The organism is Acidobacteriota bacterium, assembly GCA_018268895.1.
In the GTDB taxonomy this organism is placed as follows: domain Bacteria; phylum Acidobacteriota; class Terriglobia; order Terriglobales; family Acidobacteriaceae; genus Edaphobacter.
The window spans coordinates 600,161-614,421 of sequence record JAFDVP010000001.1 but is presented as its reverse complement, the minus strand read 5'-3'; the positions used below and the strand labels follow the sequence as shown (position 1 = coordinate 614,421).

11 protein-coding genes are annotated in these 14,261 nt (G+C 60.9%); 4 read left to right on the top strand and 7 right to left on the bottom strand.

The features are described from left to right. Positions 1 to 14: 14 nt before the first annotated feature. A complete protein-coding gene (locus JSS95_02670) occupies positions 15 to 1,358 on the bottom strand; it encodes an inositol-3-phosphate synthase (GenBank protein ID MBS1798709.1) in 1,344 nt (447 codons plus the stop codon). A gap of 150 nt (positions 1,359 to 1,508) precedes the next feature. Beyond that, positions 1,509 to 2,147, bottom strand: coding sequence for a DedA family protein (locus tag JSS95_02665; protein ID MBS1798708.1), 639 nt, complete (start codon positions 2,145 to 2,147; stop codon positions 1,509 to 1,511). Between the two features lie 73 nt (positions 2,148 to 2,220). Here JSS95_02665 and JSS95_02660 point away from each other — a divergent pair, with 73 nt between their 5' ends. After that, positions 2,221 to 3,042, top strand: a complete 822-nt coding sequence (locus JSS95_02660) for a chlorite dismutase family protein (protein MBS1798707.1) — start codon at positions 2,221 to 2,223, stop codon at positions 3,040 to 3,042. Positions 3,043 to 3,062: 20 nt separating this feature from the next. After that, a complete protein-coding gene (gene nth, locus JSS95_02655; GenBank protein MBS1798706.1) occupies positions 3,063 to 3,761 on the top strand; it encodes an endonuclease III in 699 nt (232 codons plus the stop codon). A 15-nt stretch (positions 3,762 to 3,776) separates the two neighbouring features. Here nth and JSS95_02650 read toward each other — a convergent pair whose 3' ends face one another. The 5 genes from JSS95_02650 to ccsA form a co-directional block, all read right to left on the bottom strand. Continuing rightward, complete coding sequence (locus JSS95_02650) at positions 3,777 to 4,568, bottom strand: uroporphyrinogen-III synthase (GenBank protein ID MBS1798705.1); 792 nt, start codon at positions 4,566 to 4,568, stop codon at positions 3,777 to 3,779. Positions 4,569 to 4,579: 11 nt separating this feature from the next. Next, on the bottom strand, positions 4,580 to 6,985 hold the full coding sequence (locus JSS95_02645) for an arginine decarboxylase (GenBank protein MBS1798704.1): 2,406 nt from the start codon (positions 6,983 to 6,985) through the stop codon (positions 4,580 to 4,582). 97 nt (positions 6,986 to 7,082) lie between these two features. Next, positions 7,083 to 8,036, bottom strand: coding sequence for a hydroxymethylbilane synthase (gene hemC / locus JSS95_02640; protein ID MBS1798703.1), 954 nt, complete (start codon positions 8,034 to 8,036; stop codon positions 7,083 to 7,085). Positions 8,037 to 8,083: 47 nt separating this feature from the next. Further along, complete coding sequence (locus tag JSS95_02635; protein MBS1798702.1) at positions 8,084 to 9,388, bottom strand: glutamyl-tRNA reductase; 1,305 nt, start codon at positions 9,386 to 9,388, stop codon at positions 8,084 to 8,086. Further along, positions 9,385 to 10,200 (bottom strand): cytochrome c biogenesis protein CcsA, encoded by an 816-nt coding sequence (gene ccsA / locus JSS95_02630; GenBank protein ID MBS1798701.1) that lies wholly within the window; start codon positions 10,198 to 10,200, stop codon positions 9,385 to 9,387. The genes JSS95_02635 and ccsA overlap by 4 nt, the downstream gene beginning before the upstream one ends. A gap of 95 nt (positions 10,201 to 10,295) precedes the next feature. On the opposite strand from ccsA, the gene mutS reads away from it, so the two are divergent. Together mutS and JSS95_02620 are read left to right on the top strand one after the other, a co-directional pair. After that, positions 10,296 to 12,998: a DNA mismatch repair protein MutS gene (mutS, locus tag JSS95_02625; protein MBS1798700.1), complete on the top strand. Its 2,703-nt coding sequence runs from the start codon at positions 10,296 to 10,298 to the stop codon at positions 12,996 to 12,998. Beyond that, entirely contained in the window at positions 12,995 to 14,185 is a 1,191-nt protein-coding gene (locus tag JSS95_02620) for an anhydro-N-acetylmuramic acid kinase (protein ID MBS1798699.1), read from the top strand. The genes mutS and JSS95_02620 overlap by 4 nt, the downstream gene beginning before the upstream one ends. Positions 14,186 to 14,261 lie beyond the last annotated feature (76 nt).

Genomic DNA, 14,261 nt, shown 5'->3' with positions numbered 1-14,261 from the left:
TCGATCCCAATACCCTACTCGCCGTAGTAATCAAGTCCGAGGTGCGTAATGAGGTCTTCGCCCATGATGTGACGAAGCGTGTTCTTGAGCTTCATGTTCTGAATGAAGAGATCATGCTCAGGATAGACGCCGGGCGCGGAATCCGGGTCCTTGAAGTAAAAGCTGAGCCACTCCTGGATGCCCAGACCACGTAGCGAAGGCGTCCGCGCGGCGAGGTCCATAAAGAGGACGAGGTCGAGCGCGAGCGGCGCAGCCAGGATGGAGTCGCGGCAGAGGAAGTCGACCTTGAGCTGCATCGGATAGCCAAGCCACCCGAAGATGTCGATGTTGTCCCAACCCTCCTTGTTGTCGCCGCGCGGCGGGTAGTAGTTGATGCGGACCTTGTGGTAGAGGTCCTTGTAAAGCTCGGGATGCAGCTCGGGCTGGAAGATGTGTTCGAGCACCCCGAGCTTCGAGACCTCCTTGGTCTTGAAGGAGTCCGGGTCGTCGAGAACCTCGCCGTCGCGGTTGCCGAGAATGTTGGTGGAGTACCAGCCGGAGACGCCGATGTTGCGAACCTTGAACGCCGGCGCAAGTACGGTCTTGATGAAGGTCTGCCCGGTCTTGAAGTCCTTTCCGCAGATGGGAGCGTTCATCTTCTTCGACAGCTCCTGTAGCGCGGGGATGTCGACGGTGAGATTTGGCGCGCCGTTCGCGAAGGGGATGCCCTCCTTCAGCGCGGCCCACGCATAGAGCATCGAGGGCGTAATCGAAGGATCGTCTTCGACGAGGCCCTTCTCAAAGGCAGCCAGTGTCTGATGCACGGGCGCCTGCTCCATATAAATCTCGGTGGAGCCGCACCAGATCATCACCTGGCGATCGGTCTTCGTCTTGAACTCGGCAATGTCGTTGCGGATCTGGTTGGCGAGATCGCACTTGTTCTTGCCGGTCTTGGTCTTCTTGCCTTCCAGACGCTTGACGTAGTGCTGATTGAATGCGGCCGGAAGAGGCTCGATGGACTCGAGGAAGGGACGCATCTGCTGGAGCTGATCGTTGTCGAGCACCTGCGCGGTCTTTGCCGCGTCGTAGAGGTTGCCGCCGAAGATGTCCCACCCGGTGAAGACGAGATCGTCGAGCGAGGCAAGCGGGACGAAGTCCTTGATGAGCGGCGAACGTCCCTCTGTGCGCTTGCCGAGACGGATTGTTCCCATCTGCGAGGTGGAACCGATAGGTTTGGCGAAGCCGCGACGCACGGCCTCCACACCGGCGATCAGAGTCGTAGCAACGGCTCCCATCCCGGGGATCATGACACCTAGTTTTCCTTGAGCTGGCTTGATGCTGGATGCCGCTTCATTGGGCGCGGCAGGCGTGTTGGACATTTCTTCGCGATACCCTTCTGTGCTGCGATTTTCCGTGTGTCCGGAAGCGCCAGTATGGAGCAGCATCGAAGAGCGATGCAAACAAAACACCCGTTTTTACAGGCGTAAACGGTAAAGGGGGGTTAGCGGTTACGCGAAAATCGTGAGTGACTATGCCTCTTCGGCGCGAATGCGATTCTTCCAGTGCGTGTAGACGAAGAAGACGATCGCAACAAGGAGAGCGGCTTCCACGCCGAGGTGGAAGCGATGGAAGACTTCCTTGAATCGCGGATCCGTCTCCCAGCGATCGCCGAGCTTCATGCCAACGTAAGCAAGCGCGTAGCACCACGGCCACGAACCCACAAACGTGTAGACGTGGAAGCGCGTCTGCGACATCTTCGCAATGCCCGCAGGCAGAGCGATGAAGGTGCGGACAACAGGGAGAAGGCGGCCTAGAAGAACGGTGATTCCGCCGAAGCGATGAAAGAAGTGCTCGACGCGCTCCAGGTCGTGGCGGCTAAGCAACACATATTTACCGAAGCGTTCGACGGCGGGACGGCCTCCCCAGGCACCCAGCCAGTACGCCGGGATCGAGCCGAGGTTGCATCCGATGGCCCCGGCGGTCGCAACCCAGAAGAGCTTTAGCTGTCCGGTATGCACCAGATAGCCTGCGAAGGGCATGATGATCTCCGACGGCAACGGGATGCAGGCGGACTCGATGCCCATCAAGAGAGCGACGCCGACGTATCCTCCGGCGGAGATGACGGCGATGATGAAGCTGGCAACGGCTGCGATGATCTTTTCGGACATGCAGTTTGAGTATAGCGGTCGAGCGGCAAATGGCCCGATGCGCTAGCATTAAAGTTGTCAGGAGAATACGAAGATGTCAGAGTCAACGACCGCCCCGGCTACAGGAACCAGTGCACCAACCGCTGCTGTTGCGGCTCCCGCCGCAGCATCCGGCAGGCCAGCCTCAAGCTATGGAGCGCAGCCGCACGATCCCTCCAAGCCGCCCGTGAAACGCCAGATCGTCTGCTTCAGCTTCTACAAGATCATGCCGGAGTGGCGCCGCCTGCCCGCAGCGGAACGTACAGCGCATAAGGCAGCCTTTGCCGAGGTGCTGGCGAAGTGGAACAAACCGGGCGAGTTTTTGTCGTTGACGTATTCGACCGTTGGAACACGCGGCGACGTGGATATGTGCGTCTGGTCCATTGGTTATGCGGTCGAAGAACTGAACCGCATGCGCAGTGAATTGCTCTCATCGCCACTCGGCGGATATCTGACGACGCCACATAACTTCCTCGCTATGACGAAGCGCTCGCAGTATCAGATCGACCGGCCCGACGAGAGCGAAGGCGAGGGACGCGGCGCGATTCGCCCCGGCGGGCAGAAGTACATCTTCATCTATCCGTTCTGGAAGACGCGGCCGTGGTATCTTCTCCCGCTCGATGAGCGCAAGCGCCTGATGGATGAGCATATCCGTGTGGGGCTGAGCTATCCCCGCGTGAAACTCAACACGACGTATTCGTTCGGCATCGACGATCAGGAGTTTGTTGTCGCATTTGAGACGAACTTTCCCGAGGACTTCCTCGATCTCGTCCAGCAACTTCGCGAGACGGAGATCAGCATGTACACACTACAGGACACCCCGATCTTCAGTTGCGTTCGTGTTCCTGCGGAAGAGATGTTGAACCGTCTGGGGTAACCGAAGAGATCGACCACGATATGGCACTGAAAGCCGCCGGCAAAAAGTCCGTAAACAAGAAGACAAACCCGCTTGCTCCTGCGCGTATCGCCGCCATCCTGGACATACTCGCGCAGACGTACCCGGGGGTCGTCTGCGCCCTGAATCACCGCAATGCCTGGGAGCTTACCGTTGCGACGATCCTCTCCGCGCAATGCACCGATGTGCGCGTGAACCTGGTGACCCCTGCGCTGTTCAAGGCTTTTCCTACACCGAAGGCAATGGCCGCGGCATCTCTGCCTGAGATCGAGGAGTTGATCCGCACGACAGGGTTCTTTCGCAATAAAGCGAAGTCAATCCAGGGTGCCTCGCGCATCGTAACCGAAGAGTTCGGAGGAAAGATTCCGCAGACGATGGAAGAGATCCTTCAGCTCCCCGGTGTTGCCCGCAAGACTGCGAATGTCGTCCTGGGATCGTGGTACGGGATCGCTGCAGGTGTTGTCGTCGACACGCACGTCATGCGGATATCGCGCAGGCTCGAATTGACGAAACAGACAACCCCGGAAAAGATTGAGCGCGATCTTATGAAGATCATCCCGCAAAACAAGTGGATCAATTTCTCACACGAGTTGATTCATCATGGCCGGCAGGTGTGCGTGGCGCGAAAGCCCCGCTGTATCGATTGCACGTTGGAGAAACTGTGCCATTCGAAGGATAAGACCTGGAGTTCAGCTTCGTGAGCTGGAATCGATCCTTTACGTCTTTCGGTCAAAGTGATCGCTCAGCGCTTGAATCAGGGCTGGGATCGTTGACTCGTTCGCTTCAACCGCAGGCATGTAACCTGCTTCGCGCATGGCTTCAGAGGTAATGGGGCCAATGGAAGCGAGCACGATATTCGCAGGCAGAGAAACGCTCGCGTGCTGAAGGAGTGCCGCGAGGTTCCGTGCGGTTGATGCGCTGGTAAAGGTGATTGCGTCCGGATAGACCGAGGAATCCGCAAACAATACCTGAAGTTCGCCGATCGAGCTATCCGGAATCAGGTTGCGATAGGCCGGTGCGATGGTCACTGTCGCTCCAGCATGTGTGAGGGCTTCAGGAAGAATGTCGCGGGCCTCCTCTGCACGGACAAGAAGAACGCGGCACCCAGCAACTTGCTGGCTGAGTGCTTCCGCCAGGGATTCCGCGACAAAACGCGGGGGAATTATTGCAACGGCCAGGCCAATCTTCTCCACCGCTCTGGCTGTTGCAGGGCCGATTACTGCCACTATCGGCTTACGTGGCGAGGCCAGCGTCAAATCGGCCAGCTCACTTCGCCGCGCAAATACTTCGACGGCGTTGGCACTGGTAAAAAGAAGCCAATCGAAGGTGTCGAGCCGCTGGATGGCATCGTCGAGCACAGCGTAGCTCTGTGGCGGAGCGATCTCAATCGTGGGAATCACAATAGGGTGCGCTCCAATGGCCTCAAGTTGCGCAGCAAGGCCCGACGCCTGTTGCCTCGTTCGAGTAATCAGAATGCGCTTGCCGGCAAGAGAGAGCATCTCCGACATTGTATGTTCGGCTACTCCTGTGTGCGACGCGGCTGGCTCCTTCGCGTCTTCTTCACGGGAGGAGCTGCACTGGGAGGATGCGATTTGCCATTGCCTGTAACGTGTTGGCCGGGTGTCTCTACCACCGCTCGCATCCAGTAGTTCCCTTCTCCGTCGACCTCGATGCCGTGCACCTCGCGCTCGAAGCCCGGGAAACGCTTGCCGAATGCCTCCGTCGCAAGAATGAGACGGATGACTGGACTCTCCGGCCCACCAAGCCGTTCGCCCGGCATGCACATGGGTATGCCGGGGGGATAAGGCACGAGCATCACGGCGCCGATACGTCCGGGCATCTGGGTGAAGCGAATCTTCTCCGTCTCGCTGCGAAGCAGCTTCTGGTAGGTCTGAGCTGGCGTCAACACAGGGTCGAAGTCTTCATCGCACGCATCGCCCACAAGCGTGGGCAGGTTCAGCTCGATCATCGCCGCGTGCATCTCGTCGGAGAGTTCCTTAAGCGTAGCGTTCCGGTAACGTGCGGGATACTTCGCCACCAGCTCAGGCAACGCCTCTTCCAGCGGGGCCTCACTGTCATAGAGCCGCTTGAACTCGAACAGGTTCTCGAGCAATGAACCCCACTTCCCCTTTGAAGTTCCAACGGAGAAGAGAACGAGCACGGTATAGTCGCCTGTGCGCGCAATCTCCACGCGGCGGGAGTCGAGGAACTCCGTCAGGATGGCCGCCGGTATTCCCCAGTCGCTGACGTTGCCCTGTGCATTGACTCCGGGCATAAGAATCGTGACCTTGGTGGGGTCGAGCATTGCATAGCCGTCGGCGATGTCCTCGTCCTGGAAGCCGTGCCAGTCTTCGCCCGGTTTGAGCGTCCAGCAGGCGGGCTCCGAGCCGAGAATCTCGTCCGGCGTCTCTTCGAAGACATACTTCTCTCCGGTCGAGGGATCGCTGACCTGGTCGGGCTGAAAGAGGCGGAAGAACCAGCCTTCCCCATTCTCGGCCAGGCGAAGACGGTGGGCCACCGAAGACATCGCCTTGCGGAAGCTGATGGCATCCTGGATCGTCTCGTACATCAGTGTCGGGCCGGCAGGCTCGTCCATCATCGCAGCGGCGACGTCGAGCGAAGCGATCAGCGGATAGAACGGCGACGTCGTCCCGTGCATCATGAACGATTCATTGAACTGGTCGAACTCCAGGGGTGCGCGCGGGCTGAGCTTGATATGTACCATCGATCCCATGGAGAACGCCGCCAGCATCTTGTGCGTCGACTGCACGGAGAAGATCGTCGGACGCTCCGGCATATCGTCCGGAACATCCATGGCGAAGCGGCCGCGATAGATCTTGTGGAACTTGGCGTAGGCGTACCACGCCTCGTCGAAATGAACACGCGGAACCGACTTCGACAGCTCTTCAACCACGCGATTGACGTCATAACAGAGTCCGTCATACGTGGAGTTGGTCACAACGGCATACGTAGGATTCTGATTCGGAACGCCCGTAGTCAGAGGACTCTTGTCGATTAGTCCACGGATAAACTCCGGGCTGAAGCGCTTGAGGGGCACGAGACCGATCATGCCGTAGCCGTTGCGCGTCGGCTTCATGTAAACCGGCCGCGCACCAGTGACGGTAAGCGAGTGACAGATGGACTTGTGACAATTCGCGTCCGCGAGAACGATGTCGTCCTGCGCGATCACACCGTGGCCGATAATCTGGTTCGAGGTCGACGAACCGCCGAGGACATAGAACGTCCAGTCGGCGCCGAAGATGCGCGCGGCGTTTCGCTCGGACTCCCCTGGAGGCCCCAGATGATCGAGCCACGACCCTAGCTGTGCGGTCGAGATGCCAAGGTCCGATCGTAGCAGGTTCTCCCCGAAGAACCGCTGGAACTCCATTCCAACCGGATGCTTCAGATAAGCAACGCCGCCCATGTGGCCCGGCGCATCCCACGAGTATGCTCCCTGGTCGGTGTACTTCTTCAATTCGCGAAAGTACGGCGGAAGAAGCTGTTCGTGATAGCGCTCCACGGCAAAGTCCACACGATTGGCGATGAAGGCAGGCGTGTCTCCGAAGAGGTGGATGTATTCATGCACCTGCTTGACGACTTCGAGCGGAAGCTCAGAGACGAGCGTGCGGTCGGCGATAAGAAAGATCGGAATCTTCTTGTTGCGGTGACGGACGGCGCGAAGAATCTTCAGCGCGGCGCGCTCGTCGAACTGACTCTCCCCTTCGAGGTCCCAGTCCAACAGAATCGCGGAGTACGAGGGGTCGGAGGTGACAAGCGACAGACCATCCTCGGGAGTGGACGTCCGGACGACGTCATAGCCTTCTTCGCGGATGGCTTCCACCAGGCGCTCCATGGCACGATCCGAGACCGAATCCGTTCCACCCACTTCACTCGCAATCAATAGGACCCAGCGACCTTCGTTCATTCCACCTCACGACTTCCGATTAAGCAGTTTATAGCTATTTGACGCATGACAATGTAAACGTCTGGAGGATTTGACAAACCGCCCAGGCGTTCAGGTTTTAGATGGCTGTTGGGGAGAGCAACTCGAGCGCTCCCCGGGATTTGAGTTCTTCGGCAACCGCACGGCCCAGCGTCTCGGCGTCAGTCGATAGCGGAAACTCAGTATCAAGCTGAATCATCGTGTCGCCGTCGGGCGCAACAACCTGCGCAAACATACGCCACCTCTCGTACTCCGGCACACAGTGGGCTCCCACCGGCAGCGAACATCCTCCTCCGAGCGCATCCAGTACGATACGCTCTGCCTCCACGCAGAAGCGAGTCTCGAGATGGTCGAGCGGCGCGACGGCCTGGCGAATCGAGCGATCACGAGCAGCGTCGATCGGGTGCGTGGCGCTGCGGGTCTCGATGGCGAGCGCCCCCTGGCCAGGCGCCGGGCAAATCTCGTCCGGCGAAAAGCGCTGGTGAGCCCACTCCGCACGACCCAGACGATCCAAGCCGGCAGCCGCAAGCACAAGCGCGTCACATGCTCCGGCGGCAAGCTTCTTCAGGCGCGTATCGATATTGCCGCGGATCTCGACGAACTCAATGTCCGGCCGCAAAGCGAGAAGCTGCGCCTTGCGCCGAGGGCTCGTTGTGCCGACCCTGCCATGCAACGGCAGCGTGTGGAGCGCCCAATAAGGCTCGCAGACCCACACATCGCGCGCATCGGCTCGCTTGGGAATGGCGGCAAGAGTAAACCTCGGCTCGATCCGTGTGGGCAGGTCCTTGAGCGAGTGCACCGCCAGGTCGATGCGGCCGTCGGCGAGCGCCTCCTCAATCTCCTTAATAAAGATGCCTTTGCCGTCCACGTTCGGCGGCATCACGAAGCCCGGCTGCTGCAGGCGGTCGCCAGTAGTGCGGATCACCTCAATCTCGGCGGCGTGCCCGGCGGCACGCAAAGCATCAAGCACGTGATTGGCCTGCCAGAGCGCCAGCTGCGAGCCGCGCGAACCGATGCGGATGGGTTGTGTCATGACGTCCTCAGTTTAATCCAGACCGATGTGGAGATGCGCGCACTTCGTCACTCTCTGTTCGATTGACCGGACTTGTTGCGCGGCTGGCTCGTATAAAGCGTCTCCAACTCCTGGAGCGTCCGCGCGTCGCCATCGCGCGCGGCCTCGCGCAGCGCCGTCATCGGAGCGTGGAGAAATTTGTTGATTAGCGAGCGCGTCAGTGCGTCGACTGCCGCCTGCTGCTCCTCCGTAAGCCCGGCCAGCTTGCCGGCACTGCGGCGCAATTCAGCCTGGCGAAGCCCTTCGGCATGATCCTGCAGGTTGCGTATGGCTGGGGCCGCATCGAGTGACTGCATCCGCTGCTGGTACTTCTCCACCTCGCGCGTCACGATCGTCTCGGCCGCCGCCGCCTCGCGGCTGCGATCGGCGAGGTTCGCCGCGGCAACCTGCTGCAGATCATCGATGTCGTAGACGAAGCAACCCTCTACCTCGTTCATGGCGGGATCGACATCGCGCGGAACGGCAATGTCGATGAAGAACATGGGCCGATTGCGCCGGCTATGCAGAAAATGCTGCCCATGAGAGCGGGTGAAGATATTCTGGGGCGCTCCCGTCGATGTGATGACGATGTCCGCTCGCGCCGCCTGATCGTACAAGGCCTCAAAGGGGATCGCCTGGCCATGAAACAGCGCCGCGATCTTCTCTGCGCGCTCGAGAGTACGGTTGGCCACCAGGATCTTCGACGCCCCCTGCTGCATCAGGTGGCGGGCCGCCAGCTCCGACATCTTGCCAGCTCCCACCAGCAGCACCGTCTTGCCGTCGAGTGAACCGAATATCTTTCGTGCGAGATCGACGGCGACCGACGCAATCGATACGGAACTGGAACCGATCTGGGTCTCCGAGCGCACCTTCTTCGCCACGGTGAACGCTCGCTGGATGAGTGAATCGAGCGAACTGGAGATGGCCCCAACCTCGCGCGCAACCGTGTACGACTCCTTCACCTGGCCGAGGATCTGCGGCTCGCCCACGACCATCGAATCGAGCGAACTGGCAACGCGGAAGAGGTGGCGCACAGCCTCGCGCTCGCGGTACTCGTACAGATGTGGCGCAAGGGACGCGGGAGCAACGGCAAAGTACTCGTGCAGAAAGCGAAGCAGGTCGGCATGGGTCGTCGGGCCGTCCTCCTGCAGCGTCAGCAGCTCCACTCGATTGCAGGTCGAAAGGATCAGGCCTTCAAGTATCCCCGGTTGATGCGCCAGAGTGCGCGTCGCTTCCGCCAGGCGGCCGGCAGGGATCGCAAGGCGCTCGCGAACTTCGATTGGCGCGGTATTGTGATTGATGCCGAGGAGCACAAGATTGAGGTTCTGGCTCATGGCGTCGTAAACCTGTGGACCACTGAAAACTGGTTGGCCGACCACACCGCCAGAACCACGAGAAAGACAAACGCCGAAAGATAGATGGCGCGGCGTCCCCGCAGGCCTGAGTGACGCCGTATGTAGATCATCCCCACATAGGCCAGCCACATCGCAAACGAGAGCAGCACCTTGGTGTCGAGAAAGTAGCTGGGACCGATGGTCTGCTGCGCGATCAGCGAACCGATCAGCAGCCCCGCCGTCATACACGGCAACCCAAAGAGTAACGATTTCAGTGCGATCTGGTCGGTTGTCTCAAGCGGCGGAAGCCACGCGGCCTTTACCGTGCTGTGCTTGGATTTGAGATTGCGCTCCTGGATCAGGTAGAGGACCGACGCCAGCAGCGACAGCAGCAGCGCCGCATAGGCAGCCAGCAGGAGCGTGATGTGCAGGAAGATCCAGCCCGTGTGAAACTGCGGAAACGGCATACTCTCCTGCCCAGGCTTGAACGCCGGAATCAGGCCGAGAAGAAAGCAGATCGGAAGCACGAAGATGCCCAGAGAGACCGTGCGATAACGCCAGTAGACGATAAGAAACGCGGCTGCGAGCAGCAGGCCGAGCAGAGCCTGCGTCTCATGCGTATCGACCGGAAGGCGATGATGCGCCGCATTGAGCATCTCGGCCAGCGAGACGAAGTGAAACAGCAGCGCCGCAACGGTCGCAGGCACAGCCACATGCCGCCAGCGCGGCCTGTCGTAGAGCGCGGCCGGCAGCACCGCGAGGGCGGCGACGCCGTAAAGCAGAACTGCGACTCTAAGCCAGAGGAGCGACATGAAGGATGCGTTCACCGGCACAAAGGTGCCGAATCTTCAGTATATCGGTTCCCGGCGACCTCGGGGCCTCGGGTACGGTATTCTGCGGTTCTGCAATGGCACAAGAGATTACCACCAGCCTGAGCCCCGACACCGCCGCGCTCTCACCGGCCATGCGGCAGTATCGGGCGGCAAAAGACGCCTATCCCGACTCCCTGCTCTTCTTTCGCATGGGCGACTTCTACGAGCTCTTTTTCGAGGACGCAATCGTCGCCTCCCGCGAGCTGCAACTGACGTTGACCGCCCGCGACAAGGCGCGCAGCGTGCCCATGTGCGGCGTTCCGTACCACGCCGCCGAGACCTACCTGCAACGCCTTCTGCGCAAAGGCTTTCGCGTGGCCATCTGTGAGCAGATGGAAGACCCCAAGCTCGCGAAGGCCGTCGTGCGCCGCGAGGTGACGCGCGTCCTGACGCCCGGCACGGCCATCGACCCTTCGCTTGCCGCCGAGCAGAGCAACTACCTCGCGAGCGCCTCCGTAACAGGGTCGGGAGCCGCCACGGCATACGGACTGGCGCTGCTGGATCTCTCAACGGGCGATTTCCGCACAACCGAGTTCTCCGGCCTCGCCGCAAAGGCGCAGTTGGCCGACGAGCTTGGACGTATGCGCCCGGTGGAGCTGCTCTTCGCCTCCGCAGGAGCACTGTTTGCCGCGCCCAATCGCTCCCTTCATCTCTCCGGGAAAGACGGGAACGCCGACGAAGAGGAAGAGAGCTCCTGGCTTGACGGCATTCGCACTAAGACTCCTCTCGACGACTGGATCTTTACCTCCAACCACGCGCTGCCTCTGTTGCGGAACCACTTCAAGGTGCATTCGCTCGACGGGCTTGGGCTGGGAGGTCACGAAGCTGCGGCCATCGCCGCAGGCGGACTGCTGCACTATATGCAGGCGACCAAGCAAGGCGGCCTCGAGCATGTCGACGCGCTGCGCTTCTACGAGCGATCCTCCTGCCTCGAACTCGATGCCGTCAGCGTGCGCAACCTGGAGCTGGTCGAACCGCTCTTCTCCGGCGAAACCGCGCAGACCACACTTTTCTACACGCTCGACGCCTGTGGCACGCCCATGGGCAAGCGCTTGTTGCGCGCAACCCTTCTCAGGCCATCGGCCGATCTCACCGAGATCGAAGCCCGGCTCGACGCTGTCGCCGAAGCAACATCGGACCTGCGACGACGCGATGGTCTGCGCCGCGCCATGGACGGCGTGCTCGACCTCGAGCGTCTGCTCGGACGCGTGGCATTGGACTCCGCCGGTCCCCGCGAGGTCATGGCCGTCGCTGCGACGCTCGCCTGTTTGCCTGCTCTGCTGAAAGCGACGCTGGCATTTCAGGCGGCAAGATGGGGAGCACTTGCGGATGGCTTCGACACGCTCGGCGACCTGCACGAGATGATCGCGCAGACGATTGCGGACGAGCCCCCTGTCACTCTCTCGGACGGCGGAGTGATTCGATCCGGAGTTGACGCGGAACTCGACGAGCTGCGCGAGTTGAGTCGCAGCGGACGCCAGGCGCTCGCCGTAATCGAAGAGCGCGAGCGAGAGCGCACCGGGATCACATCGCTGAAGGTGCGCTTCAACAACGTCTTCGGCTACTACATCGAGGTCACGAAGGCGAATACCAAGGCAGTTCCACCCGACTACGAGCGCAAGCAGACGCTGGTCAACGCCGAGCGCTTCACGACACCGGAGCTGAAAGAGTACGAGACAAAAATTCTCACCGCGCAGGAACGCTCCGGCGAGATCGAGCGGCGGCTCTTCGCTGAACTTCGCCGTCGCCTGCTCGACGCCGCCGGTCGCATGCGCGAGGCGGCGCGGCGAATCGCCGAGATCGACCTCCTGAGTTGCTTTGCGCACCTCGCATCCATGCACGGCTGGACGCGGCCCAGGGTCGAGAGGAGCGGCGTGCTTGAGTTCATCGACGCGCGGCACCCTGTCGTAGAGCGGCGTCTCGAAGAGTCCGGAACAGGCCGCTTCGTCCCGAACTCCGTCCACCTCGATGCTGACGCCGGCCCCTCCATCCTGCTGATCACCGGCCCGAACATGGGCGGCAAGAGCACCTACCTTCGCCAGACCGCTCTGTTGGCCGTCATGGCTCAGTGCGGCTGCTTCGTTCCCGCCGCGCAGATGCGCCTTGGGTTGGTAGACCGCATCTACACACGCATCGGCGCAAGCGACAACGTTGCGCGCGGACGCTCGACGTTCATGGTCGAGATGACTGAAACCGCCGCGATCCTCAACACTGCGACCAGCCGCTCGCTGGTGCTGCTCGACGAGATGGGCCGCGGCACAGCAACCTATGACGGTCTTTCGCTGGCATGGGCGACCGTCGAACACCTCCACGAACGCATCGGCGCGCGCACGCTCTTCGCAACGCACTACCACGAGCTCACCTTACTTGCCGAAAAGCTGGGCCGCCTGAAAAACCTTCGCGTGACCGTCAAGGAGACCGCGAACGGAATCATCTTCCTGCACTCCGTCGAGGCCGGCCCCGCGAACAGAAGTTACGGCATCGATGTGGCCCGTCTGGCGGGGCTCCCGGCTGGCGTGATCGCACGGGCGCGCGAGGTGCTGAAGCTGCACGAACGCGCAGAAAACCAGCAGGTGAAGGAGGCTTCTCCCGAACGAGCCGCGCCGCTCCAGATGACAATGTTCACACCCCTCTCGCAGCGCATCGTCGATCGCATCGCCGAAATCGACCTCGACGGCCTGACACCACGCGAGGCGCTGAACCTGCTGGCCGAACTACAACGGGAGTTGAAGGGATGACCAAGCCCAGGAGCATGATCGTAGCCGGTGTGATGAGCGGAACCTCGGCCGACGGCGTGGACGTAGCTCTCTGCCGTATCTTGCCCGGCACAGGTAAAGGGCCGCGCATCAAGTTGATCGGTTCGTCGGGCTTCCCGTATCCGAAGCCACTGCGCACAGCCGTGCTCACCGCCATGGACGCGAAGGCCATCTCCGCAGCCGAGCTATCGCGTCTACACTGGCGGCTCGGTGAGCTGTATGCCGATGCGATAAAAGCAACCGCAAAACGGTTCGGCGCAAAGGTGGACCTCGTCGGGTGCCACGGCCAGACGATCTACCACCAGGGTTCACCCACAAACTACCTCGGCAAACCAGTGCGATGCACATGGCAGATGGGCGAAGCATCGGTCATCGCAGAACGGCTTCATGCGCCAGTCGTCAGCGACTTCCGTCCCGCGGACCTCGCAGCTGGCGGGCAGGGCGCTCCCCTGGTGCCGGTGCTCGACTACATCATGTTCCGTTCACCGAAACAAAACCGTGTGCTGCAGAATCTCGGTGGCATCGCGAACATGACAGCCATCCCCGCAGGTGCTTCAAGCGAAGAGGTGATGGCCTTCGATTCCGGCCCGGCAAACGTCGTAATCGACGGCTGCATGGCGAAGCTCTTCGGTAGATCTTTTGACCGCAACGGAGCAACCGCTCGTCATGGCACCGTGCATCGGCCACTAGTTGAACAGCTCATGCGGTCGCGTTACTTCTCTGCTCCGCCGCCGAAGAGCTGCGGCCGCGAAGAGTTCGGCGGCGCATTCGTGGAGCGCTTCATCACCCTGTGCCGCAAGCATGTCGCGAAAGACGCCGACGTTATAGCGACGGCAACCGCACTGACGGCCGAGTCGATCCTCGATGCCTTCCGCCGCTTCGTCTGGCCGCACCTGAATCAAAAGGCGCCGAAGGCTGGCGGCACAGAGTATGTCATCGCCGGCGGCGGAGCGAAGAATGCAACGCTGATGAATCTACTCCGGTCTGGACTCGAGCCGCTCGGCGTTAGAACTCGCCTCATGGAAGAGCTAGGCGTTCCCGTGCAGGCGAAAGAGAGCATCGCGTTCGCGTTGATGGCGTGGCTGACATGGAACAATCTGCCGGGCAACATTCCAAGCGCCACCGGAGCCGCGCGGCCCGTCATCCTTGGGAAGGTCACACACGGATGAGCAAGCTCCGCTCCAGAATCCCGCTCAAAAGCGCCCTGTGCGCCGTAGTCTCCTGCGCCTCCCTGCTCGCCGGCTG

Bases quoted from the DNA above. Each gene is read 5' to 3' on its own strand.
- JSS95_02650 (MBS1798705.1), bottom strand. From the start codon at position 4,568: ATGTCGGAGATGCTCTCTCTTGCCGGCAAGCGCATTCTGATTACTCGA.
- ccsA (MBS1798701.1), bottom strand. From the start codon at position 10,200: ATGTCGCTCCTCTGGCTTAGAGTCGCAGTTCTGCTTTACGGCGTCGCC.
- hemC (MBS1798703.1), bottom strand. From the start codon at position 8,036: ATGACACAACCCATCCGCATCGGTTCGCGCGGCTCGCAGCTGGCGCTC.
- JSS95_02635 (MBS1798702.1), bottom strand. From the start codon at position 9,388: ATGAGCCAGAACCTCAATCTTGTGCTCCTCGGCATCAATCACAATACC.
- JSS95_02665 (MBS1798708.1), bottom strand. From the start codon at position 2,147: ATGTCCGAAAAGATCATCGCAGCCGTTGCCAGCTTCATCATCGCCGTC.
- JSS95_02645 (MBS1798704.1), bottom strand. From the start codon at position 6,985: ATGAACGAAGGTCGCTGGGTCCTATTGATTGCGAGTGAAGTGGGTGGA.
- JSS95_02660 (MBS1798707.1), top strand. From the start codon at position 2,221: ATGTCAGAGTCAACGACCGCCCCGGCTACAGGAACCAGTGCACCAACC.
- JSS95_02670 (MBS1798709.1), bottom strand. From the start codon at position 1,358: ATGTCCAACACGCCTGCCGCGCCCAATGAAGCGGCATCCAGCATCAAG.
- JSS95_02620 (MBS1798699.1), top strand. From the start codon at position 12,995: ATGACCAAGCCCAGGAGCATGATCGTAGCCGGTGTGATGAGCGGAACC.
- nth (MBS1798706.1), top strand. From the start codon at position 3,063: ATGGCACTGAAAGCCGCCGGCAAAAAGTCCGTAAACAAGAAGACAAAC.
- mutS (MBS1798700.1), top strand. From the start codon at position 10,296: ATGGCACAAGAGATTACCACCAGCCTGAGCCCCGACACCGCCGCGCTC.